This window comes from Streptomyces sp. R33, from assembly GCF_041200175.1.
Taxonomy (GTDB): Bacteria; Actinomycetota; Actinomycetes; order Streptomycetales; family Streptomycetaceae; genus Streptomyces; species Streptomyces katrae_B.
The window spans coordinates 1,458,269-1,481,390 of the sequence record NZ_CP165727.1; the positions used below are offsets into that span (position 1 = coordinate 1,458,269).

At 72.5% G+C, this 23,122-nt stretch carries 18 protein-coding genes and 1 pseudogene; 17 read left to right on the forward strand and 2 right to left on the reverse strand.

Annotated elements, in window-relative coordinates:
- Window positions 1–141 precede the first annotated feature (141 nt).
- Entirely contained in the window at window positions 142–2,271 is a 2,130-nt protein-coding gene (locus tag AB5J51_RS07165; RefSeq protein ID WP_369777185.1) for a PIG-L family deacetylase, read from the reverse strand.
- 221 nt (window positions 2,272–2,492) lie between these two features.
- Window positions 2,493–3,155, reverse strand: a complete 663-nt coding sequence (locus AB5J51_RS07170) for a DUF4232 domain-containing protein (RefSeq protein WP_369777186.1) — start codon at window positions 3,153–3,155, stop codon at window positions 2,493–2,495.
- Window positions 3,156–3,483: 328 nt separating this feature from the next.
- Here AB5J51_RS07170 and AB5J51_RS07175 point away from each other — a divergent pair, with 328 nt between their 5' ends.
- From AB5J51_RS07175 to AB5J51_RS07255, 17 genes and pseudogenes are all read left to right on the forward strand, one after another.
- A complete protein-coding gene (locus AB5J51_RS07175) occupies window positions 3,484–4,824 on the forward strand; it encodes a helix-turn-helix domain-containing protein (protein WP_369777187.1) in 1,341 nt (446 codons plus the stop codon).
- A 141-nt stretch (window positions 4,825–4,965) separates the two neighbouring features.
- A complete protein-coding gene (locus AB5J51_RS07180; RefSeq protein ID WP_369777188.1) occupies window positions 4,966–6,642 on the forward strand; it encodes an FAD-dependent oxidoreductase in 1,677 nt (558 codons plus the stop codon).
- Window positions 6,639–8,120: an ATP-binding protein gene (locus AB5J51_RS07185; protein ID WP_133896105.1), complete on the forward strand. Its 1,482-nt coding sequence runs from the start codon at window positions 6,639–6,641 to the stop codon at window positions 8,118–8,120. The genes AB5J51_RS07180 and AB5J51_RS07185 overlap by 4 nt, the downstream gene beginning before the upstream one ends.
- The gene (locus AB5J51_RS07190; RefSeq protein WP_053788059.1) at window positions 8,117–8,470 is read left to right on the forward strand and encodes a UBP-type zinc finger domain-containing protein; all 354 of its coding nucleotides are present in this window, start codon (window positions 8,117–8,119) and stop codon (window positions 8,468–8,470) included. Before AB5J51_RS07185 ends, AB5J51_RS07190 begins: the two co-directional genes overlap by 4 nt.
- Window positions 8,471–8,491: 21 nt before the next feature.
- A pseudogene (locus AB5J51_RS07195) lies at window positions 8,492–8,813 on the forward strand (MMPL family transporter); the annotation flags it as partial.
- 278 nt (window positions 8,814–9,091) lie between these two features.
- Window positions 9,092–9,889: a CAP domain-containing protein gene (locus AB5J51_RS07200; protein ID WP_346766488.1), complete on the forward strand. Its 798-nt coding sequence runs from the start codon at window positions 9,092–9,094 to the stop codon at window positions 9,887–9,889.
- Window positions 9,890–10,094: 205 nt separating this feature from the next.
- Window positions 10,095–10,643: a hypothetical protein gene (locus AB5J51_RS07205; RefSeq protein ID WP_234382363.1), complete on the forward strand. Its 549-nt coding sequence runs from the start codon at window positions 10,095–10,097 to the stop codon at window positions 10,641–10,643.
- Between the two features lie 336 nt (window positions 10,644–10,979).
- Window positions 10,980–11,738 carry a thioredoxin family protein gene (locus AB5J51_RS07210; RefSeq protein ID WP_369777189.1) on the forward strand — a complete coding sequence of 253 codons (759 nt, stop codon included), beginning with the start codon at window positions 10,980–10,982 and terminating at the stop codon, window positions 11,736–11,738.
- Window positions 11,735–12,370: a TlpA family protein disulfide reductase gene (locus AB5J51_RS07215; protein WP_369777190.1), complete on the forward strand. Its 636-nt coding sequence runs from the start codon at window positions 11,735–11,737 to the stop codon at window positions 12,368–12,370. The genes AB5J51_RS07210 and AB5J51_RS07215 overlap by 4 nt, the downstream gene beginning before the upstream one ends.
- Window positions 12,367–13,122, forward strand: a complete 756-nt coding sequence (locus AB5J51_RS07220) for a cytochrome c biogenesis CcdA family protein (protein WP_369777191.1) — start codon at window positions 12,367–12,369, stop codon at window positions 13,120–13,122. Before AB5J51_RS07215 ends, AB5J51_RS07220 begins: the two co-directional genes overlap by 4 nt.
- Before the next feature lie 64 nt (window positions 13,123–13,186).
- Window positions 13,187–13,777: a hypothetical protein gene (locus AB5J51_RS07225; protein WP_369777192.1), complete on the forward strand. Its 591-nt coding sequence runs from the start codon at window positions 13,187–13,189 to the stop codon at window positions 13,775–13,777.
- A 9-nt stretch (window positions 13,778–13,786) separates the two neighbouring features.
- Window positions 13,787–14,509 (forward strand): response regulator transcription factor, encoded by a 723-nt coding sequence (locus AB5J51_RS07230; RefSeq protein WP_053788065.1) that lies wholly within the window; start codon window positions 13,787–13,789, stop codon window positions 14,507–14,509.
- Window positions 14,506–15,909 carry an ATP-binding protein gene (locus AB5J51_RS07235; protein ID WP_369777193.1) on the forward strand — a complete coding sequence of 468 codons (1,404 nt, stop codon included), beginning with the start codon at window positions 14,506–14,508 and terminating at the stop codon, window positions 15,907–15,909. Before AB5J51_RS07230 ends, AB5J51_RS07235 begins: the two co-directional genes overlap by 4 nt.
- A 188-nt stretch (window positions 15,910–16,097) precedes the next feature.
- On the forward strand, window positions 16,098–17,510 hold the full coding sequence (locus AB5J51_RS07240) for an MFS transporter (protein WP_369777194.1): 1,413 nt from the start codon (window positions 16,098–16,100) through the stop codon (window positions 17,508–17,510).
- A gap of 34 nt (window positions 17,511–17,544) precedes the next feature.
- Window positions 17,545–18,537, forward strand: coding sequence for a polyphosphate kinase 2 family protein (locus tag AB5J51_RS07245; protein ID WP_136226067.1), 993 nt, complete (start codon window positions 17,545–17,547; stop codon window positions 18,535–18,537).
- 63 nt (window positions 18,538–18,600) lie between these two features.
- Window positions 18,601–21,321, forward strand: a complete 2,721-nt coding sequence (locus AB5J51_RS07250) for a cation-translocating P-type ATPase (RefSeq protein WP_369777195.1) — start codon at window positions 18,601–18,603, stop codon at window positions 21,319–21,321.
- A 13-nt stretch (window positions 21,322–21,334) separates the two neighbouring features.
- Window positions 21,335–23,104: a SulP family inorganic anion transporter gene (locus AB5J51_RS07255; protein WP_136226065.1), complete on the forward strand. Its 1,770-nt coding sequence runs from the start codon at window positions 21,335–21,337 to the stop codon at window positions 23,102–23,104.
- Window positions 23,105–23,122: the final 18 nt, after the last annotated feature.

Here is a 23,122-nt window from a genome sequence, read left to right on the forward strand (position 1 = left end):
GTCGGAGTGCGGCCGCCGTCGCCGGCGAGGCGGTGTACACGCCACCGCCCGGCGAGGTGGCCCTGGCCGCCATCCTCACCCGCCCCGATCCGCGCTGCCACCCGGCGGCCCAGGGGCCGCGGGTGCACGGTGCGGCGCAGGTCACTGCCGCGGCCGGCCCCCGGCCTGCGCAAGGGTCGGGGGCTGGACCGCCCGGTGCCACGGGGTGGGGGTCCGGCCTGCGATCTGCTCGGATCCGGCCGCGGGAAGCGTCGTGACGACGTGCAGATCGGCGTCCAGGCCGAGGGCCGCCGCGACGGCCGTACCGGCCCCCCAGTCGGCCACGCCCGCCGGGGCACCCGTGTACAGCATCTGGGACTCCTGCCAGGACTGCGGGCCGTCCGCGCCCGCCACGCCCACCGTCCCCGTGCCCGCGCGGCCCGCGAGCACGTGGCCCGCGACGCCCACCGCGCCGTACCCGCCGAGACCGCCGGCCGCGGCGACCCGGGAGAACTGCGGCGCGGGCCCGCCCGCGGCGGCCAGGCTCGTACCGACGGCGCCCGTGCCGGGGCGGCGGAAGAAGAGCCGGACCCCGTCGCCCTCCGGGCGCACCGAGAGCACGCCCGTCGTCTGGGGCAGCCCGGTCGGGAAGGGGCCGCCGAACGGGGCACCCGGCGTCGGCTGGACCCAGGCCAGCACGGAGCCGGCCGTCGCCGCGTACACGTGCCGCCGCCCCGAGCCGTCGGTCGCGGTGACCGGATCGCCCAGGAGGCCGGCGCCGCCCAGGGCCTGCCATGCGCCGAAGGCGCCGTCCGGGGCCGTCTGGGTCCGGGCGCGCAGCGTACGCCTGGAGTCGCGCACGTACACCGCCATCCGGCCGGCCAGGTCCACGGCGACGGCCGGTCCGCTGATCGCCGAGGTGACGGACCTGTCGGTGGTGTCCGGGGTGCCCAGCGACTGCCACGGGCCGAATGCGCCGTCGGCCTTGGTCTGGACTGCGTAGACGATGTCCCGGCCGTAGTCCTGGGGTTTCGTGCCCAGGGTGGTGCGGTTGGCGAACACCGCGACCCTGCCGTCGGGGAGCCGGACCGCCGTCGCGCCGGCGTCTATCCCGGTGCCGGGTCCGGCGTCGGGCAGGAACCGGGGGCCCTGCCAGGGGGCCTGCGGGCCGCTGCGCGACCAGTACGCCATCCGGCCGTCCAGCACGGCGAAGGCCCAGAGCCGTCCGGAGACGCCTTCGGTCATCCAGGAGGTGCCGTCACCCCGGCTGTAGCGGATGGTCTGGCTCCAGCCGGCGCCGGTGGGCCTGGTCGCGGTCTTGCGGTCGCCGCAGCCGGCGGGGCTGCCGCACCAGTCCTCGTGGTCAGTCCAGGCGTAGGTCTTGAGGTAGCCGAGCTTCTCCTCGGCCGTCTGCGGGTCGAGCGTCGGCGGCAGCGAGCTGTTCGGGTAGCTCATGTAGTTCTGGACCGAGAAGTGCGGCCGGTCCGTGGACTGCGCGTAGCGTTCGGCGGCGGCCTGGACGAAGCGGGCGCCGTACATGTGGTCCTGGTGGTCGAGGAAGGTGCCGCCCTCCGACCTGCCGGGGGTCGGGTCCTGCGTCCGTATCGTCGTCGGCCGGTAGAGCGCGAACACGTCCGCGATGGCGGCTATCGCCTGGTCCTTGGTGTAGGAGAACGCCTGCCTGACCGGCGTCCCGGAGGTCAGCTGGGCGCCCAGGGCGGGTATCCGGCCGTCCCACAGACCGCGCATGCTGTCCGGATTGTCGCCGGAGATGCTGCGGGCCTCGCGGAGCTGCATCCACACCAGGTTGACCTCGGGCCTGGCGACGAGGACGTCCACCTCGGCGCTGCCCCCGCCGGCGGTGGGTACGGACTTCCGCTGCCAGGCGCTGGTGCGGTCGCCGGTGGCCATCTGGGCGTAGGCGCCGCGGATGCCGTTCTGCCGGGCCTCCGCGTAGGCGGCGCGGTCGGCGGGCCCGGCGGCGTCCTCGAGGTGAGGGCTGTGGGCCTCGTTCCTGCCATCGGACTCGCCGGAGGTCAGGTAGACGGTGGTGACCTTGATGCCCGTCGATATGGAGCGGCTCAGGTCGGGGTTCATGAAGAAGAGGTCGTCGTCGGGGTGTGCGACGACCTGGAGGGCCGAGCCCTCGGTCACGCTCGGCCTGACGAACGCCTCGGGGGCCGCCTGCTGCCGGTCGGTCCCGTATCCGTAGGCCCAGGTCGTCACGCCGGCGATGCCCACGGAGGCCGCGGCGAGCAGGGCCGCGATGCGGGTGCGGCTGGCCAGGGACATGTACGGCGCCTTGAGGGTCGGTCCGGTGCGGAGTTCCGCCTGGGAGGTCGGTCGATGTCCCGATGGCTCCACTGCTCCCGGAGACGACCGGGGCCGATTATGCCTCGCGGGTTTGCGGCTGACACACCCTCAAGAGGCATATGACTGGAACCAAGTTGAATGCGAACAATGCACCACTTGCCCGTTTTGCCGCCTATGCGATGCGGCGATGGTGATCCCCGTCACGCGCCGAGTGCGTCCCCGATGTCCTGCTGCCAGTAGGTGACCGTCAGCGAGCTGTCGTAGTACACACCGGCGGCCGGCAGGGACGGGGTGGCGGACGCGCCGCCGCTGCTGTGGGGCGTGCGGCCCTGGAAGGCGATCGTGAGCCGGTGTGCGGTCGTACCGCCCTCGCCGCTGCCGTCGGCCGCCGACAGCACGGCCGCCGCGTAGCCCGACTCGCCGGGCGCGAGGGACACCACCGCCTGGGGCCGGGTCCCCTCCTGCGCGGTCGGCGCCCACTGCATCTCGTCGAAGCGGAGCTGCGGGTGGTACGGCAGGTCGCAGACCTTCGAGCCGGTGTTCTTCACCGTGATCAGCATGTGGTTGAGCGGACGGGGGACCGTCCGGACGGTGACCTCGGTGTTGGAGCCGTTGCACAGGACGCGGTTCCCCGCGGCGGACGGGTCCGTCGAACCCTTCGCGCCCCCCTGGCCGCCGCCGGTCTTCGCACCCCCGGTCGCCTTCGCCCCGCCGGTCGGAGCCGCGGGGCCCCCGGGGCCGGGGTGCCCGGGGCCGGGGTGCCCTGGGCGCTGTCCGTACCGCCCGTCGCCGAGGGAGTGGCCGCGGTGGAGTCCGATGCGGCCGCGGCTCCCCCGTCCTTGACGCCCGTCCCGTCCTGGCACGCCGTGAGGGCGAGCGCGGCGAGGGCGACGGCGGCTGCACTCACGAGCCGGCGTCGGGCACGGGCCCGGGACGGGCGAGCGCTGTTCGTGGTGGGGGTGCTGTGTGATGCGGACATGGCTGACGGCCTCTCATACGACGTGGCTGCGGCGGCCGGTGGAGGCCGGTCGCCACGAGCGGTGTGCTTGGATGACTCAAGGCTGTGCGGTGATCCGTCCCGGCCGCCACACACGACGGGCGGTCAGGGACGCTGGAACGCCGAAACAGGCGCTGAGCTGCTGAAACAACCTGTTCCTGGGACGCGGGACGGGACACGGGGTGGGAGGAACGGTGTCGGAAGACACTGCCGAGACCGAGTTCGCCCGGCTGCTGCGGGAGTTGAAGGACCGGTCCGGCCACAGCTACGGGATGCTCGCCAAGCGGCTCCACATGAGTACGTCGACGCTGCACCGGTACTGCAACGGCGATGTCGTCCCCACCGAGTACGCACCCGTCGAATGGCTGGCCCGCCTCTGCAAGGCATCGCCCGAAGAACTCGTGGCCCTGCACCGGAGTTGGGTGCTGGCGGACACCAACCGCAGCCGCAAGGGCGCCGGCGGCGGAGCCAAGGCGCAGCCCGCGGCCGCCACGGTGACCGCCGGGCCCCGCGCTTCGGAGACGGAGCCCGGGCCGGCCGCGCAGGCGCCGGCGGGGAACGGGATCCTTCCGGCCGGCGCGGCCGTCCCTTCGGACCCGCCCGCGCCGAAGGCACGGCGCCGTCTGCGCCGGGCCGTTCTCGCCGGGATCGCCGTGGCCGCCGTCACCGGGGCGGTCGCGTTCACCGCGAGCCTGGCGGGACGGGACGCCGGCGTCCGCGACAGCCCCGTCGGCGCCGCAACCGCCGCACACGGCGAGGGGGGACGTACGCAGGGCAGTACGGCCTCCGCGGCTGAGTCCGCTGCGTCCCCGTCGGACTCCGCATCCCCCGCCGACGGAGCCGGGGCCGGTCCCGAAACGGCCGGTACCGGCGCCGCCTCGACACCGTCACCCCCCGGCCGTGGCGAAGACCCCGCGCCCGGTACGCCGGTGAAGGTGACCACCCAGCCCTACACCTGGGAGGCGCCCTGCGGCCAGCACTACCTGATCGACAAGCCTCCGGCCCAGGTGGGCCCGCCGCCCGTGGAGCGGGACGCGCCGGCATGGGTCGCGGCGTCCGGAGCGGTGTCCGCGGGCGAGCAGTACGTCACGCTCACCCTTCAGGGCGCCGGCAAGGACACGGTGGTCCTTGACAGCCTGACCGTCCGCACCGCCGGCAAGCGCACGCCCCTGGCCTGGAACGACTACGCCATGGGCTACCCGGGGGTCGGCTGCGGGGCCGGCGTTCCGACCCGCTCGTTCACCGTGGCCCTCGACGCCGCACGCCCGGCCGTCGTGCCCGAGGAAGGTCAGCCGGACTTCCCGTTCAAGGTGAGCGAGTCCGAACCGGAGGTGTTCCACATCAAGGCGGGCGCCTCCGCGTACGACGTGAACTGGTACCTGGAGCTTTCCTGGTCCAGCGGCTCCCGCCACGGCACCCTCACCATCGACCACAACGGCAAACCGTTCCGCACCAGCGGCCGCGGCGGGCGGCCCGGCTACGAGTTCCCCCTCGGCGGCGACGGATGGGTCAAGGCGGGGACGACCATCCGCTGACCTGGAGCGACCGGGCGGGTACCCGGAGCGCACGGCCCCGGCGTCCCCGGGGCGGTCCCGGACGATCGAACATACGATGGGCGGGAACCGGCGCGGGCGCCCCGCCGGGCCGCCCGCCCAGACCACTCGGGGTGGAGACGTATGGCACAGCCCGCCGACACAGCGCGGACCGTCATCCTGACCGTGGACGACGACCCGGGAGTCTCCCGGGCCATCGCCCGTGACCTGCGGCGCCACTACGGCGCCGGGTACCGGATCGTGCGCGCCGAGTCCGGCGAGTCCGCGCTGGAGGCGCTGCGCGAGCTGAAGCTGCGGGGCGACCTGGTGGCGGTGATCCTCGCCGACTACCGCATGCCGCAGATGAACGGCATCGAGTTCCTCGAGCAGGCCCTCGGCGTGTACCCGGGCGCGCGGCGCGTGCTGCTGACCGCGTACGCCGACACCAACGCGGCGATCGACGCGATCAACGTCGTCGACCTCGACCACTACCTGCTCAAGCCGTGGGACCCGCCGGAGGAGAAGCTCTACCCGGTCCTGGACGATCTGCTCACGGCCTGGCGTTCCAGCGACTACCGGCCGGTGCCCGCCACCAAGGTGGTCGGGCACCGCTGGTCGGCGCGTTCCTCGTACGTGCGGGAGTTCCTGGCCCGCAACCAGGTGCCGTACCGCTGGTACTCCTCCGACGAGCCCGAGGGACGGCGGCTGCTGGAGGCCGCCGGCGCCGACGGGCAGCGGCTGCCCCTGGTGGTCACACCGGGCGGCACCGTGCTGGTCGAGCCGGATGCGCCCGAACTGGCCGCCCACGTGGGGCTCGCGACGACGCCGACGGCCGACTTCTACGACCTCGTCGTGATCGGCGGCGGCCCGGCCGGGCTCGGCGCCGCGGTGTACGGGGCCTCCGAGGGGCTGCGGACCGTACTGGTCGAGAGGTCGGCGACGGGCGGGCAGGCCGGGCAGAGTTCCCGCATCGAGAACTACCTCGGCTTCCCGGACGGCGTGTCGGGTGGCCAGCTCACGGAGCGCGCCCGCCGCCAGGCCGGCCGGTTCGGTGCCGAGATCCTCACGGCGCGCGAGGTCACGGGGCTGGAGGTCAACGGGGCGGCACGTGTCGTCCGCTTCTCCGACGGGTCGGCGGTCGCCGCGCAGAGCGTCATCCTGGCGACCGGTGTGACGTACCGGCAGCTCCGGGCTCCGGGCTGCGACGACCTGACCGGCTGCGGGGTGTACTACGGCTCCTCGCTCACCGAGGCCTCCTCCTGCCAGGGGGAGGACGTGTACATCGTGGGCGGCGCCAACTCGGCGGGGCAGGCGGCGATGTACCTGGCGCGGGGTGCGAAGTCGGTGACGCTGCTGGTGCGCGGGGCGTCCCTGAGGGCGTCGATGTCGTACTACCTGGTCCAGCAGATCGAGGAGGCGCCGAACATCACGGTGCGGACCCGGACCGAGGTCGAGGCGGCGCACGGCGAGGGACACCTGGAGCAGCTCACCCTGCGGGACGTGGACAGCGGTGCGACCGAACTCGTCGACGCCCAGTGGATGTTCGTCTTCATCGGCGCGGCCCCGCTGACGGACTGGCTGGACGGCACGGTACTGCGCGACGAGCACGGTTTCATCCTGGCCGGGCCGGACCTCACGCCGGACGGGCGGCCGCCGGCCGAGTGGGAGCTGGACCGGCCGCCCTACCACCTGGAGACCAACATTCCCGGCGTATTCGTGGCGGGCGACGCGCGCGCCCGGTCCGCGAAGCGCGTCGCGTCCGCCGTAGGAGAGGGAGCCATGGCCGTGATGCTCGTCCACCGGTACCTGGAGCAGTCATGAGCGGGCAGCCCATGCCGTGCAGCCCGCAGGAGATCGCCTCGCTGTTCCTGTTCGAGAAGCTCTCCCCGGAGCAGCTCGGGCGGCTGTGCGGCGAGGGGCGGGTGGAGCGCTTCGAAGCCGGCCCGGTGTACACCGAGGGCGACCCGGCCACCTGCTTCTACGTGATGATCGAGGGCACCGTCGTACTGTCGCGCCGGGTCGGCGGCGACGACGTCGAGGTGAGCCGCACCTCGCAGCGCGGTGTGTACGCGGGTGCCATGCAGGCGTACTTGGGCGACCGCGTGCCGCAGACGTACAACAACTCGATGCGGGTGACGGAGCCGACCCGGTTCTTCGTGCTGCCCGCGCAGTCCTTCGCGGACATCATGCGGGACTGGTTCCCGATGGCGGCGCACCTGCTGGAGGGGCTGTTCTTCGGTTCGAGGAACACCCAGCGGGCCATCGGGCAGCGCGAACGGCTGCTGGCGCTGGGGTCGTTGTCCGCCGGGCTCACCCACGAGCTCAACAACCCGGCCGCGGCTGCCGTCCGGGCCACCGCGACGCTGCGGGAACGGGTCGGCAAGATGCGGCACAAGCTGGCCCACATCTCCCAGGGCCAGTACTCGCGCGAGGTGATCGCCGATCTCATCGAGATCCAGGAGCGCACCGTCGAGCGCGTGGCGAAGGCAACGGCGCTCAGCCCGCTGGAGGCCTCCGACCGGGAGGACGAACTCGCCGACTGGCTCGACGACCACGGCATTGCGGAGGGCTGGCGGATCGCGCCGACCTTCGTGCAGGCGGGGCTGGACACGGACTGGCTGGAGCAGGTCGCGGCGACCGTGGCCGAGGAGATCCTGCCGTCGGCCATCGGCTGGCTCAACTACACGGTCGAGACCGAGCTGCTGATGGACGAGATCGACGACTCCACCACCCGCATCTCCCACCTCGTGGACGCGGCCAAGCAGTACTCGCAACTGGACCGTGCGCCGCACCGGGTCGTCGACGTCCATGAACTCCTCGACAGCACGCTGCTGATGCTGTCCGGCAAGATCGGCTCCCGGGTGCGGGTGGTCAAGGAGTACGACCGCTCGGTGCCGGACGTGCCCGCGTACCCGGCGGAGCTCAACCAGGTCTGGACGAACCTCATCGACAACGCCGTCTTCGCCATCGGGAGCACCGGCGGCGAGGGCACGCTGACGGTCCGCACCGCGCGGGAAGGCGACCGGCTGCTGGTGGAGTTCCGCGACACCGGGCCCGGCATCCCGCCGGACATCCGCAGCCGCATCTTCGATCCCTTCTTCACCACCAAGCCGGTCGGCGAGGGCACCGGCCTCGGCCTCGACATCTCCTGGCGGATCGTGGTCAGCAAGCACCACGGCAGCCTCCAGGTCGAGTCCGCACCGGGCGACACGCGGTTCCAGGTGCTGCTTCCGCTGACCGCCCCCGAGCCCTCCCCCGAGCACTCCCCCGCATCCGAGACCGCCGAGGAGCCGGCATGACCGACATCAACGGAATCGACCCGAGCGTCCCGCCCACCGGAACCGGCTGCGCCGAGTGCGACGCGGTGGGCGGCTGGTGGTTCCACCTGCGGCGCTGCGCCCAGTGCGGCCACATCGGCTGCTGCGACTCCTCGCCGGCCCAGCACGCCACCGCGCACTGGAAGTCCGCCGGCCATCCCCTGGTGCAGAGCTTCGAGCCGGGCGAGGAGTGGTTCTGGGACTACGACACCAATGAGCTGTACGAGTCCGGGCCCGAGCTGACGCCTCCGGCCGCCCACCCGGCGGACCAGCCGGTCCCGGGACCGGTCGGCCGGGTTCCGCAGGACTGGACGAGCCGGCTGCACGGCTGACAGCGGGGGCGTGCCCGAGGCGTCACCGGCTTCCGGTACGGCGGCCGGGTCGTCAGCGCTGCGGCGATCAATCATGACCAGTGTCTTCTCCGGCTTCATCGTGGAGGACGACGACTTCGTCAAGATGATCGGCTTCGGTCTAGGGGGTGTCGTCCTGTTCGATGCCTTCGTGGTCCGCATGGCCATCGTGCCGGCGCTGTTCGCCCTCCTCGGCAAGTCCGCCTGGTGGCTGCCGAAATGGCTGGACCGCCTGCTGCCGAACATCGACGTCGAGGGCGGGAACCTGACGCACCGGCCCACAACGCCCTCGAACAGCTCCCCCCGGAAGCACCTCGTGGCCTGACCACCGAACTCCCCCACGGCCCGGCGGACTCCCGCCGGGCCGTCGGCCGGTTCGGCCGAAGTCGGGCGGAATGCCGGGCTCGTCCCTGTGTCGATCCTGCGGGCTTCCTTAAGGGAACTTGAAGAACCCCTCCCGGCGGCCCTTTTCGCTGATCACCGGCCTAGGCTCGAGCGGACTCCCCTCCTCCCCCTCTCCTGTGAGGTGTTACCGGCATGAGCCGCAGCCGAACTCCCGGTCCCGAAACGCCGTCCCGCGTCGAGGCTCGGCGGAGGAAGACGGTGCGTACGCGCATCGTCCTGTCCGTCACCGCGGCGGCTGCGGCGGTGGCGGTCGGCGTCGCGGTGGCCGACTCCGACGGCGATGCCCGCGCGGACCGGCGGGCCGACGGCGCGGCCGGTACGGCGTCCCCGTCGGCGGGCACCGGTGACGCGACGGGAACCCCCACCCCTGCCGCCTCCACACCCACCGCCGACGCCTCGGCGTCGGCGAGCCCGAGTCCGTCCGGTACGCCCGGTGCCGAGGCGTCGGGATCCGCCGCTCCGACGAAGCCCGAGGCGGCGCAGAGCAGCATTGCGGCCAAGTCGGCGTCGGGCGAGGGCGGCAAGGCCACGCGGAAGCCCGGTACCACGACGGGCGGCGGGTCCGGCGGCTCGGGTGGCTCCGGCGGTTCGGGCGGTTCCGGCACCGTCGACGGCAACTCCGAGTCCGCGGTTCTGGCCCTGGTCAACAAGGAGCGGGCCGCTGCCGGATGCGGCCCGCTGGCCATGAACGCCAAGCTGAGCACCGCCGCGCGCACGTACAGCGACACGATGGCCCGCAGCGGCGTCATGTCCCACACCGGACCCGACGGATCCACCATGACCAGCCGCGTCGAGGCCGCCGGGTACGCGTGGTCCGGCCTGGGCGAGAACATAGCCCGCGGCCAGGCCGACGCCGACGCGGTCATGAAGGCGTGGATGAACAGCTCCGGTCACAGGGCGAACATCCTCAACTGCTCCTTCAAGGAGATCGGCATAGGCGTCCACAAGGGCGACGGCGGCCCGTGGTGGACGCAGGACTTCGGGACCCCGAGGTAGCCGACCCCGGGGCAGCCGGCCCCGCCTTGCGAACAGACCCCCGCCGGCCGCATGAACGACCCCCCACCGGCCGCCGAGCGGGCGTCCACGTCCTCCGACCCGTACGCGGGTGCGGAGGACGTCGGCGTTGCTCCGGCGGGAGGTCCCGGCCGCCCCTCGGGGGGACGGGTGACAGGTCGGCCGGCGCGTCGGCCACTATGGGGCCGTGCCTCGAATTCCGCGCTACCTGTTCATATGGCTGTCGTGCACGGCCACGAGCGTGACTGCCGTACTCCTCACGGTCCAGTTCGTGGTCGGCACGACCAGGCACACGCCCCCGGTCGCGCGGTCCGCCCCGACGGTCATCGAAACGCCGCCGGCCTGGCAGGCGGGCCAGAGCCCGCCGTCCCCGACCGCGTCCACGAGCCCCTCGCCCACGGTGTCGCAGCGGCCCTCCCCCTCGGCCACGGCCCCCACCCCCGCGAAGGCCTCGAAGACCCCCCGGCCCAGCACACCGAAGCCCGCCGTGGACTGCGAGGACGGCGGAGCGGGCCTGCACACCGTCCCCTCGCAGGGCGGCAAGGCCACCGTGCGGTACGGGAGCCGGGGCGTGTGCCTCATCTCCGCGATCCCCGCCCTCGGGTTCAAAGCCACCACCTCGCAGAACGCGGACGACACCCTCACGGTCACGTTCACCAGTGCCGACCACCGGTCGGTCATCACGGCGACGGTCGACCCGGGGGCGAGGGCCAGCGTCCGCGAATCGTCGCTCTGAGGCCCGGTCCCCTCGGCCGTCCCGACCGATCCGCACGACGGGGCCCTTCTGGTCCCTTTCGCGCATTTCACCACGTTGTACGGGCTGATGGACCGGGTTCCGGCGAAGCGGAAGGTGAGCTCTTCCTTAGGGCACCTTAGGGCAACCTCAAGATCGCGCCGATACGGTTCCGGCCGCCCGTCGCGGTCCTATGCTCGCGTCAGCCGAGCGGCCTTCGGCGCCGGGGCGTGACACCCCGGCGGACCTCGGGGCCGCCGACTTCACCGAGCCGAGGGGGCGTTCTGCCCTCCCGCAGTCCGAACCGTGCCCTGGGGTGTCTTCACCATGAGTCCTGACATGCTCCGATCCGTCCGTGCCGACCGCCGTACGAGCCCGCACCGCTCCCCCGCGCCGCTGGGGGCGCGGCTGCCGCTGGTGGCCGCGGCCGTGGTCGCGGCGGGCCTGACGGCCGCCTGCGGGCCGTCCTCCCAGCCCGCCGGATCCGCCGCGCCGTCCGCCCTCGGACAGTCCTCGCAGGCCCTCGCCTCCGGGACGCTGTCCGCGACCGGGTCCCCCGAGGCGTCGCCGACCGCGTCTGCCTCGCCGTCCGCGTCGGCCACCGTCCTGCCCAGCTCGTCGCCGACTCCCCCGACGGGCGCCCGGAGCGGCTCCGCGACGCCGGCCAAGCCGCCCCGTACGTCCGCCGCGCCCGAGCCGGCGAAAATACCCGGTCCCGGCTACGACAGTTCGGCCGATGCGCAGAAGCAGATCGACGCGGCGCTGCGCGCGGCCAAGGCGGACGGGCGTACGGTGCTGCTCGACTTCGGCGCGAACTGGTGCGGCAACTGCAAGGCCGCCGACAAGGTGTTCGGCCAGTCGCAGACCGCCGCGATCCTGGGGGCCTCGTACCACCTGGTCAAGGTCGACATCGGCGGCAACAGCTCCGCCAACTCCGCGCTGCTGCGCAAGTACAGCCCGTCGGGCGGGACCTACACGATGCCCGTACTGGTCGTGGTCTCCCCCTCCGGCACGGTGCGCACCGACACCCATGTCACGGGCAACCCGTCCCTGACTTCGGAGGGCATCAACGCCTTCCTGCGCCAGTGGGCGTCGTGAGACGACCCGCCCCGCAGGTCCCGGGGCGCCGGCGGCGCTCCGCCGCCGTCCTCGCCGGGGCCGGCCTGACGGTCGCGGTGGCGGCCGCGGTCGGCGGTGTCCTCGCCGTCGGCGGTACCGCCGGTGGGGCGCCGGACGGGCGGGTGAGCGCCGTACGGGCCGCGGCCGGGGCGACGGTCGTGGATCCCGGTGCCCGCGAGGAGGCGCCCGCACTGGCCGGCGACGACCTGGACGGGAAGCCCGTCGACCTCGCCGGGTTCCGGGGCCAGGTCGTCGTCCTCAACGTCTGGGGTTCCTGGTGCGGACCCTGCCGGGCCGAGGCCGACGGCCTGGAGCGGCTCAGCCGGCAGACCCGGGGTGACGGGGTCCGGTTCCTCGGGATCAACACGCGGGACCGGGACCGGGCCGCGGCCCGGTCCTTCGTCCGGGCGCACGCCCTGGGCTTCCCCAGCCTGTACGACCCCACCGGTGAACTCCTGCTCCGCTTCCCTCCCTCGCTGCTCAACCCGCAGGCGATTCCCTCGACCCTCGTGATCGACCGCCGCGGACGCATCGCCGTCGGCATCGGGGGCGCCGTCACCGAGGAGCAGCTGCGCCCCCTACTCACGCGCGTGGTGGAGGAGGAGTCATGACGACGGCCACGCACTGGGCGCTCGCCGCCGCGGACGCCCCTTCCCTCGTGAACGGAACCCTCGCGATCGCAGCTCCCGTGGCGTTCGCGGCGGGGCTCGTCTCCTTCCTCTCGCCGTGCGTACTGCCGCTCGTACCGGGCTACCTCAGCTACGTGACCAGTCTGTCGGTCGCCGACCTGGCGGACGCGGACGGCGGGCGCCGCAGCCGGATGGCGGCGGGCGCGCTGCTGTTCGTCCTGGGCTTCACGGCGGTCCTCGTCTCCGGAGGCGCCCTGTTCGGCCACGCCGGCCGTCTCTTCGTGGCCCACCAGGAGGCGGTCACCCAGGTGCTCGGGGTCTTCACCGTGCTCATGGGGCTGTCCTTCATGGGGTTCCTGCCGGGCTTCGCGCAGCGGGAGTTCCGCAGCCACCGGCGCCCCGCGCTGGGGCTCGCCGGGGCGCCTCTGCTCGGCGCGGTGTTCGCGGTCGGCTGGACCCCGTGCATCGGCCCGACGCTGGCCGCCGTCCAGGCGCTCGCCTGGACGCTGATGGCCGCCTACTGCCTCGGGCTGGGCCTGCCGTTCATCGTGGCCGCGCTGGCCTTCCGGCGGGCCCTGGGCGCCTTCGGCCTGGTCAAGCGCCACTACCCGGCGGTCCTGCGGCTCGGCGGGGGGATGCTCGTACTCGTCGGCGTGCTGCTGGCCACCGGTGTGTGGAACGACCTGGTGTACGCCCTGCAGTTGTGGAGCGCCAACTCCACCACCGTCTTCTAGGGCGGCCGTTCGCTCCAGGTCGAAGTCCCCCTTTCTCTCCCCGACACACGACACAGAGGTACATGTGAACCCTTCGACGCATACGAGGCCTTCCCGGACGGCCCCCGTCACGGCCGCCCTGCTCTCCTTCGTCTCCCTCGCTGCACTCGCGGCCTGCGGCGGGCAGCCCGCCGAGGGCGCAGGCGACTCCCCGCCACCCGCGACCCGGACGACGCGCTTCACCGAGAACGGGGTCACCGTCACGCTCTCGGTGTCCGACTGGCACGCCTCGCAGGGCACCCTCACCGCGGTCTTCACGCCCGAGGCCAAGGGGTTCCACCTCTACAGCGCCGATCTGCCGCCCAACGGCATCGAGGGCGTGGGCAGACCGACCGCGATGGCCGTCACCGGCGCCCTGAAGGCGCAGGGCAGGCTGACGGCCGCGGCGGACGTACGGTCGATCAGCGTGCCCGGAGTCGACGCCCCGGTCCCCGTCTACCCGGACGGCCCGGTCACCACCACCCTGCCCGTCCGCGCCGACGCCGGCGGGGACGCGACGGTGCTGTTCGGCTACGCGAGCTGCAGCACTCGGGACGGCTGCACCATCCCGGTGTCCGACCACCCCGTGCACCTGCGCATCACCGGCGACGGACCGGCGTTCGACGCCGCCCCCTAAGGTGTCCCCATGCCGAGCGTCCTGATCGTGGAAGACGACCCCAGCATCCGCCAGTCACTCATCGAGGTGCTGACGGAACACGGTTATGCCGTGCGCAGCGCTGCCGACGGGTTCGGCGCGCTGCGGGAGGTCACCCAGGCCCCCGTCGACGCCGTGGTCCTCGACCTGGGACTGCCCGATCTCGACGGAGGGGACGCCCTGCGCATGATCCGGGGCATTTCCTCCGTACCCGTGCTGGTGGCCACCGCCCGCGACGACGAGAGGGAGATCATCAAGCTCCTCAACGCGGGCGCCGACGACTACCTGGTCAAGCCCTTCTCCGGGGGGCAGCTCATCGCGCGCCTCTCCGCCGTCCTGCGGCGCACCAGCCACGTCCCCCCTGCCGGTACCCCGGCGGGCGCACCGGTGGCGGCGGCGAGCGAGCCGCTGCGCGCCACCACCGTGGGCGAGCTGGCGGTGGACCCGGGCGCGCGCACCGCGTACCTGGCCGGCCGGGAGCTCCGTCTCACCCGCCGCGAGTTCGACCTCCTGGCGTTCCTCGCCCACCACTGCGGCCAGGTCGTCTCCAAACGCCGTCTGCTGACCGAGGTCTGGCGCGAGCCGTACGTGGACGACCAGACCGTCGACGTGCACCTGTCGTCCCTGCGCCGCAAGCTCGGCGAACGCGCGGCGGCCCCGCGCTACCTGCTGACCGTCCGGGGCGTCGGCATCAAGCTGGTGGCACCGCGTTGAGACGCTCGCTGGCCGGAGTGGCGCTCGCCGTGACCTCCATGGTCGCCCTCTCCTTCCTCATACCGCTGGCCGCGCTGGTGATGTCGCTCGTCAAGGAACAGGGCGTCACCGCGGCCGAGCAGCGTGCCGCCGCCCTGGCCCCCGTCCTCACCCTGACCACGGATCCGGACGCCCTGCGGGAATCCGTCGCGAGCCTGGACGCGGCCGAGGACCTGGTCGTGCACCTGCCGGACTCGGGGCCCCTCGGCAGCTCGAAGGCGCCGGTGAACCTGCTCGAACGGGCCCAGCAGGCACGCGAGTCCATCTCCCAGGAGATCCCGGGCGGCTGGATATGCCTGCAGCCGGTGGTGCTCCCCGGTGACCGGGTCGCCGTCATCGAGAACTTCGTCCCCGACGCGGAACTGACCCGCGGGGTCAAGGAGTCCTGGGCGGTCATGGCCTTCCTGGCCGTGGGGCTGGTCGGCGGTTCCGTACTGGTCGCCGACCGCCTCGGCGCGAAGGTCGTCCGGTCCTCGAAGAGGCTCGCGCGGGCCTCGCACGCCCTCGGCCAGGGCGACCTGGACACCCGCGTGGACCCCATGGGTCCCAGGGAGCTGCGCGACGCGGGCGTCGCCTTCAACGCGATGGCCCACCGGATGACGGAGCTGCTCGCCGTCGAACGCGAACTCGTCGCCGATCTGTCCCACCGGCTGCGCACCCCGCTGACCGCCCTGCACCTGGCGTCCGAGCGCATGGCCGGCACACCGGAGTCGGCCAGGGTCGAGGCGGCGGTCGGCGAACTGGAGGCCGAGCTCCGGGCCATCATCGCTGCGGCGCGCACCCCGCTCGCCGTGGGCCCCATGGCCCAGGGCCTGCTCGGTACGGAAGCGCCCGCAGACCGTCACTCCGTCGGCGCGGGGGCGTCCGGCCCCCGCTGCGAGACGGCCGAGGTCGTCCGGCGCCGCACCGCCTTCTGGACGGTCCTGGCCGAGCAGCAGAACCGCTCCTGCTCACTCGACCTCACCCAGGAACCCACGTCCATCGCCCTGTCCGACGACGACGTCGCCGCCGTGGTGGACGCGCTCATCGGCAACATCTTCCGCCACACCGCACCCGGGACCCCGTTCGCCGTCCACGTCGTACGTACGGCACAGGCCGTGGAGCTGGTGGTGGAGGACGGCGGACCGGGCATCCCCGACCCGGACCGGGCCCTCTCCCGCGGGAGCAGCACCGGTTCCACGGGGCTGGGTCTCGACATCGCGCAACGGGCCGCGAGCGCCACGGGCGGCTCCATGCGCATCGGCCGCGGCCCGCTGGGGGGCGCGCACATCACCGTGACGTTCGCCCTGGCCCCACCGGCCCCGTCCAGCCGCAGGCCCCGCATCTCCCGCCGCCGCCCGACCCGCCCGCGCGGACGGTAGGCCGGGCCGCGCGAGCGCCGGGGCCCTGCCGGCTCCGGCATGCGCCGGGCCCGGATGCGGGGCACGCTGGAGCGTGGGTGCGCAGCGCCGAGAGGCGTGCCTCGACCGGACGGAGAGCAGGCCCGAGTCCGAAACCGCCCGGGGCGGGGCGTGACCGTCCGCCGGGCCGACGTGCGGAGGTGATGGCGGTGGCCGGTACACGAACCCCGCAGCGGCCGTCCAGCGCTCAGCGGCGCGTCCTCGCCCCCCTGGCCCTCGCGCAGTTCATCTGCAGCTTCGCCGGGTCCAACATGAACGTGATGATCAACGACATCAGCGAGGACCTGGACACCACCGTCCAGGGGGTGCAGATCGCCATCACGATCTTCCTCCTGGTCATGGCCGCGCTGATGATCCCCGGCGGCAAGCTGACCGACCGCTACGGCCGCAAGCGCTGTCTCATGGTCGGCCTCGTCGTCTACGGCATCGGCGCCCTGCTGAGCGCCGCCGCCCCGGGGCTGGGCGTACTGATCCTCGGGAACTCGATCCTGGAGGGGATCGGAACGGCCCTGCTCATCCCGCCCGTCTACATCCTCACGACGCTCATCTTCACGGACCTGACCTCACGGGCCCGCGCCTTCGGCGCCATCATGGCGCTGGGCGGCATCGGCGCCGCCGCCGGGCCGCTGATCGGCGGGCTCATCACCTCGTGGCTGAGCTGGCGGGCGGCCTTCGTATTCCAGACCCTGGTCATCCTGGTGATCATCGTGCTGAGCCGGAGCCTCGAGGACCCGCTGCCGCCCGATCCGACGCGCTCGTTCGACACCACCGGAGCGGTCCTCTCGGCCGCCGGCCTCATCCTGGTCGTCATGGGCATCCTCGCCGCCGACAACAACGTCTGGCTCATGATCGGCCTGCTCGTGCTGGGCGCCCTCGTGCTCCTGTGGTTCTTCCGCTCCGTACGGGCCAAGGAGCGGGCCGGCAAGGAACCCCTGCTGTCCACCAGCCTGTTCCGTGACCGCACCTCCAACCTGGGCCTCGTCACGCAGAACGTTCAGTGGCTGCTGCTGATGGGTTCCTCGTTCACCATCGCGGCCTACCTCCAGGTGGTGCGCGGCTACGACGCCGTCCAGACCGGCGTCATCTTCACCGCCGCCACGCTCGGCCTGCTCGTGTCCTCGCTCGCCGCCGAACGCCTCGCGAAGCGGTGGCCCCAGCGGACCCTCATCATGACCGGCTTCATCGTCACCCTCGCCGGCATCGTCGTCCTGATCGCCCTGGCCGGCGGCTCCCCGAACCCTTGGGCCCTCACCCCCGGACTCCTGCTGATCGGACTGGGCCTCGGCGTGATGCTGACCCCCTCGGTCAACGTCGTCCAGTCGAGCTTCCCCGAGGAGCGGCAGGGCGAGATCTCCGGCCTCTCCCGCAGCGTGTCGAACCTCGGGTCCTCGCTCGGCACGGCAGTCGCCGGCACCATCCTCGTCTCGGGCCTGACCAGCGGCGCCTACGCGGCCGCGATGATCACGCTGGCCGTGATCGGACTCGCCGGACTCGCTGCCGCGGTACTCCTTCCGAAGAAGCCGCGCCCGGTGGCCGGCCGTGTCCAACCGAGCATGGAATGACCATGCGGAACGTCCTCACGCGAGGTGACGGGTGATGTCGGACGAGAGAGCCGAACGCATCGCGGATTTCATCGAGCCGCTACGGGTGCGACCGGGGTCGAAGGTGCACCTGGAGCGGGACTTCGATCCCCGCTACAAGGCCGGTGTCAAGAAGCGGAACGCGGTCGAGCTGCTGCAGGCCGGCGTGTCCTTGCTCGCCGAGTACCAGGAGCGGCTGGCCGCCCAGCACACGTACGGGGTGGTGCTCTGTCTCCAGGCACTCGACGCCGGAGGCAAGGACGGGACGATCCGCCACGTGATGAGCGGGGTCAATCCCCAGGGCGTACGCGTCAGCAGCTTCAAGGTGCCGTCCTCCGAGGAGCTCGACCACGACTACCTGTGGCGCTACGCCCAGCGGCTGCCAGCGCGCGGCGAGATCGCCATCTTCAACCGCTCGCACTACGAGGAAGTCCTCGTGGTACGGGTCCACCCCGAGAACCTCGTCCGGCAGAAGCTGCCGGAGGGCTCGTTCGGACCGGGCATCTGGGACCGGCGTTACCGGGAGATCAACCGCTGGGAGCGGTACCTCACGGACAACGGGTTCAAGGTGGTGAAGATCTTCCTCAACCTGTCCAAGGAGGAGCAGCGCACCCGCTTCCTGAAGCGGATCGACCTGCCGGAGAAGAACTGGAAGTTCTCCGCCGCCGACGTCCGGGAGCGGCGCCGGTGGGACGACTACCAGGAAGCGTTCTCCGAGATGCTGTCCGCCACGAGTACGCGGTGGGCTCCGTGGTACGTCGTACCGGCGGACCGGAAGTGGTTCGCGCGGATCTGCGCGGCGGCGGTCCTCGCGCACACCCTGATGGAGATCGATCCCCAGTACCCCGATGTGGGGGAAGAGGCACGCAAGGACCTCCTCGTCACCAAACGGGGGCTGGAGCGCGAGGCCCCCGCCGGGGCCGTGGCCGATCCGTACACCACCCGGCACCCGTCGGCGGGACACGGGCACCGCAAGGGACGCAAGGGGCGGGGGAAGAAGCGCGGCTAGCGACCCTCGGACGGCGCGCGAACGGCCCGGACGCGTCCGCGGCCCCGTATCGGAGGCAGAACCATGACTATGCGGTCGGACTCTGTGGCAGAACAGCCCCGGGCTGGCGGGGACGGCTGGTACACGCGCTCTCCCGAGCAGGTCGTGGCGGCGTTCGGTGTCGATCCCGCGGTCGGTCTGTCCGCGGCGCGGGCCGCCGAACTCCTGACCGCACACGGTCCGAACGCGCTGCCCGAGGAGCAGCGGACTCCCGCCTGGCGGCGGTTCCTCGCGCAGTACCGCAGTTACATGCAGATCGTCCTGGTGGCCGCGGCGATCGTCTCGCTGGTCATCCACGAGTGGACCACCGGGATCCTGCTGGTCGTGCTGACGCTGCTGAACGCGGTCGTGGGCCTGCGCCAGGAGGGCAAGGCCGAGAGCGCCATGAACGCGCTGAAGTCGATGATGAAGGCGACGGCACGGGTGCGCAGGGACGGTACGGAGGCCGAGATCCCCGCGGAACAGCTCGTCGACGGCGATGTCGTGCTCATCTCCGCCGGGGACCAGGTGCCCGCGGACGGACGGCTCATCAAGGCCAGCGCCCTGCAGATCGACGAGTCGGCACTCACCGGGGAAAGCGTTCCCGCCGCGAAGGACACCGGCCCGCTGGCCGGCAGCCGGCTGTCGCCCGGCGACCAGACCAATACCGCGTTCATGAACACTCCGGTCACCCACGGCAGCGGCGTCATGGTCGTCACCGCGACCGGCGCGGACACCGAGCTCGGCAAGATCTCGGGCATGCTGTCGGCCACCGAGAAGGAGGTGCCGCCGCTCACCAAGGAGCTCGACCGGCTGACCCTGTGGATCACGGGGGCGGCGGGCCTCACCATGATCGTGATGTTCGCCCTGGGGCGCCAGCGGGACCAGGCCTGGGACGTCCTGTTCGTCAGCGCGGTCTCGCTGGCCATCGCGGCCATCCCCGAGGCCCTGCCGACCGTGACCCAGGCGATCCTTTCCGTCGGGAGCCTGAACCTGGCGAAGCGGCACGCCATCGTGAAGGAACTGCCGTCGGTCGAGACGCTGGCGTTCACCTCCGCGATCAACTCGGACAAGACCGGCACCCTGACGATGAACCAGATGACCGCCGTCGAAGTGCTGAGCCCCACCGACCGGTACACCGTGTCGGGCACCGGCTACGGACTCGAAGGCAGGATCCACCACGCTGCCGGGTCCGGCGCCGGGATCGAGGACGCGATCCTGCCGTACGTGGTGGCCAGCGACGCCAAGCTGGTGGACGGCGAGGTGGTGGGCGATCCCACCGAGGGCGCGCTGCTGGTGCTCGCGCACAAGGCCGGCCTGGACACCGACGCCACCAGGGACGCGCTTCCCCGGCTCGCCACCCTCCCGTTCGACCCCGGGTACAAGCTGATGGCCACGTTCCATTCGGCGGCCGACGCCTCCGGGCGGCAGGTCGTGCGCTGCTTCGTGAAAGGGGCGGCCCCGGCGGTCATGGCGCGGGCCTCCACCGCGCTCGCGGCGGGCGAAAGCGTCCCGTGGGACGCCGATCTGCTCCGCCGGGCCGAGGCCCAGAGCGAGCGGATGGGCGGCGAGGGGCGCCGGGTGATGGCCGCGGCCACCCGTGACCTGGACCCGGCCGGCTTCGATCCGGAGGGCGACCTGCTCGCGTACGTCACCGAGCTGCGGATGACCAGTCTCGTCGGCATGGTCGATCCGCCCCGCGAGGAGGCCAGGGCCGCGGTGGCCGCCGCCCGGGCGGCGCACATCAGGGTGCGCCTGGTGACCGGGGACGACGTCACCACGGGGGCGGCGATCGCCCGGCAGATCGGCATCCCCGGCGAGGCGGTGCTCGGCGCCGACTTCGCCGCCATGGGCGAGGAGGAACAGCTCGCCCGTATCGAGGGGATCGGCGTGGTGGGGCGGGTCGCGCCGGAGCACAAGGTCCTGCTCGCGAACACGCTCAAGAAGAGGGGCGAGGTCGTGGCGATGACCGGGGACGGCGTCAACGACGCTCCCGCCATCAAGGCCGCCGACATCGGTATCGCCATGGGCAGCGGCACGGACGTGGCGAAGAACGCCGGACGCATGATCCTCTCCGACGACAACTTCGCCACCATCGTCTACGCCGTGGAGCAGGGCCGGACGATCTACGACAACCTCACCAAGTACATCCGGTTCGTGCTGCTCCTGCTGGTCACCTTCGTGCTGACGTTCCTCGGCGCCACGGTCTTCAACATCGCCGCCGGTGAACCGTTCACCCCGCCGCAGGTGCTCTGGATCCACTTCGTCGTCAACGCCTCCTTCGGCTTCGCGCTCGGTTTCGACCGGGAGAGCGCCGGACTCATGCGGCGCCGGCCGCGTCCGCGCGGGGAATCGGTGCTCACGCGGCCCGTGCTGGTCACGGTCGGGCTGGGCGGGCTGGCGATCACCGTCCTGCTGCTCGGCCTGATCCAGCTCGGCGAAGCCCGCTACGACAGCATCGCGACGGGCCGGTCGATCGCGTTCACGGCCTTCTCGCTCTGCCTGATCGTGGCCGCCTTCGAATGCCGCAGCGAGACGGAATCCGTGCTGACGACCTCCACGTTCGACAGCAAGCAGATGAACTGGGTCGCCCTGGCCCAGTTCGTCCTCTCCGTACTGGTGACCCAGATGGACGGCTTCCAGCGCCTGCTCGGGACGACCGACATCGACGCGAGGCAGTTCGGCTGGGCGCTGCTGGCCGCACTGGCACTGCTGCTCGTATGGGAACTGGGCAAGCTCGTGGCCCGCCGGTCGAGGGCCGCGTGAGAAAGGCGCGCAAGTGACCACCCGGCACCACGGCCACGGGGTCCTCTCCCGCTTCCGGGCGGTTCCCGGGATCCGCGCGGTCTCGGCCTACCGGCGGGAGTGGCTCGTCAAGGACCTGGTCGCGGGAGTCGTCCTGACCACGCTGCTGGTGCCGCAGGGCATGGCGTACGCCGAGCTGGCGGGCCTGCCGGCCATCACCGGCCTGTACACGACGATCCTCTGCCTGCTCGGATACGCGGTGTTCGGCCCCTCCCGGATCCTGGTGCTCGGCCCGGACTCCTCGCTGGGGCCGATGATCGCCGCCACCGTGCTGCCCCTGGTGGCCGCCGGCGGGGATCCCGACCGGGCCGTCGCGCTGGCGTCGATGCTCGCGGTCATGGTGGCGGCGATCATGATCCTGGCCTCGGTGGCGAAGCTCGGCTTCATCGCCGACCTGATCTCCAAACCGACGATGATCGGCTACATGAACGGTCTGGCGCTGACCATCCTGATCGGCCAGCTGCCCAAGCTGCTCGGCTTCAAGGTGGAGGCGGACAACCTGATCGGCGAGTGCGCCGGCCTCGTGCGGAAAATCGCCGACGGGGCGGTGGTACCGGCCTCCGCCGCCGTGGGCCTCGGCGGGATCGCCCTGATCCTGGTCCTGCAGCGTTTCCTGCCGAAGATCCCCGCAGTGCTCGTGATGGTGGTCCTGGCCATCGGCGCGACCGCCGCCTTCGACCTGGACGAGCACGGCGTCGGCCTGGTCGGGGTACTGCCCGAGGGCTTCCCGCCGTTCACGATCCCCGAAGTGCGGCTCGCCGACCTGGCGCCGCTGCTCGGGGGTGCACTGGGCATCGCCCTGGTGTCCTTGGCCGACACGATCTCCAACGCGTCCGCCTTCGCGGCGCGTACGGGCCAGGAGGTCCGCGGCAACCAGGAGATGGCGGGCGTCGGTGCGGCCAACCTGGCGGCCGCCCTCTTCCAGGGCTTCCCCGTCAGCACCAGCGGGTCCCGGACGGCGGTGGCGGAGCGGGCGGGCGCCAGGAGCCAGCTCACCGGGGTCGTCGGAGCGGCGCTCATCGTCCTCATGCTCGTGCTGGCTCCGGGCCTGTTCCGCAACCTGCCCCAGCCGGCCCTGGCCGCCGTGGTCATCACCGCGTCGCTGTCGCTGGCCGACATCCCCGGGGCCGTACGGCTGTGGCGGCAGGACCGGGCGGAGTTCCTGCTGTGCTTCGCGGCCTTCGCCGGCGTGGCCCTGCTCGGTGTGCTGCCCGGGATCGCCGTCGCCGTGGGCCTGTCCGTACTCAACGTCTTCCGGCGCGCCTGGTGGCCGTACGACACCGTACTGGGGCGGGTGCAGGGCCTGGAGGGCTACCACGACATCCGCTCCTACCCGCAGGCCGAGCAGCTGCCGGGCCTGGTGATCTACCGGTTCGACGCCCCGCTGTTCTTCGCCAACGCCAGGGCCTTCCGGGACGAGGTCAGGCGACTGGCCGGCGCGGACCCGCGGCCGAGCTGGATCGTGATCGCGGCGGAGCCCATGACCGACGTGGACACCACCGCCGCCGACGTCCTGGAAGAGCTCGACGAGGCGCTCAACGCGGATGACATCCACCTCGTGTTCGCCGAGCTCAAGGACCCGGTGCGGCGGAAGATCGAGCGGTACGAACTCACCCGGACCATCGACCCCGCGCACTTCTACCCCACCGTCGAGACCGCCGTCGCCGCCTTCCGCCTGCGCACCGGGGCGCAATGGTCACCCGGGCCCGGGGCCGGCCCGCCCCCGCCCGCCGACGGCAAGTGACCGCCCGCCCCCGGCGCC

What these genes read in the sequence shown, in the direction of transcription:
- AB5J51_RS07180 (WP_369777188.1), top strand. Translation starts at nt 4,966, where the DNA reads ATGGCACAGCCCGCCGACACAGCGCGGACCGTCATCCTGACCGTGGAC.
- AB5J51_RS07190 (WP_053788059.1), top strand. Translation starts at nt 8,117, where the DNA reads ATGACCGACATCAACGGAATCGACCCGAGCGTCCCGCCCACCGGAACC.
- AB5J51_RS07210 (WP_369777189.1), top strand. Translation starts at nt 10,980, where the DNA reads ATGCTCCGATCCGTCCGTGCCGACCGCCGTACGAGCCCGCACCGCTCC.
- AB5J51_RS07220 (WP_369777191.1), top strand. Translation starts at nt 12,367, where the DNA reads ATGACGACGGCCACGCACTGGGCGCTCGCCGCCGCGGACGCCCCTTCC.
- AB5J51_RS07250 (WP_369777195.1), top strand. Translation starts at nt 18,601, where the DNA reads ATGACTATGCGGTCGGACTCTGTGGCAGAACAGCCCCGGGCTGGCGGG.
- AB5J51_RS07185 (WP_133896105.1), top strand. Translation starts at nt 6,639, where the DNA reads ATGAGCGGGCAGCCCATGCCGTGCAGCCCGCAGGAGATCGCCTCGCTG.
- AB5J51_RS07245 (WP_136226067.1), top strand. Translation starts at nt 17,545, where the DNA reads ATGTCGGACGAGAGAGCCGAACGCATCGCGGATTTCATCGAGCCGCTA.
- AB5J51_RS07165 (WP_369777185.1), bottom strand. Translation starts at nt 2,271, where the DNA reads ATGTCCCTGGCCAGCCGCACCCGCATCGCGGCCCTGCTCGCCGCGGCC.
- AB5J51_RS07230 (WP_053788065.1), top strand. Translation starts at nt 13,787, where the DNA reads ATGCCGAGCGTCCTGATCGTGGAAGACGACCCCAGCATCCGCCAGTCA.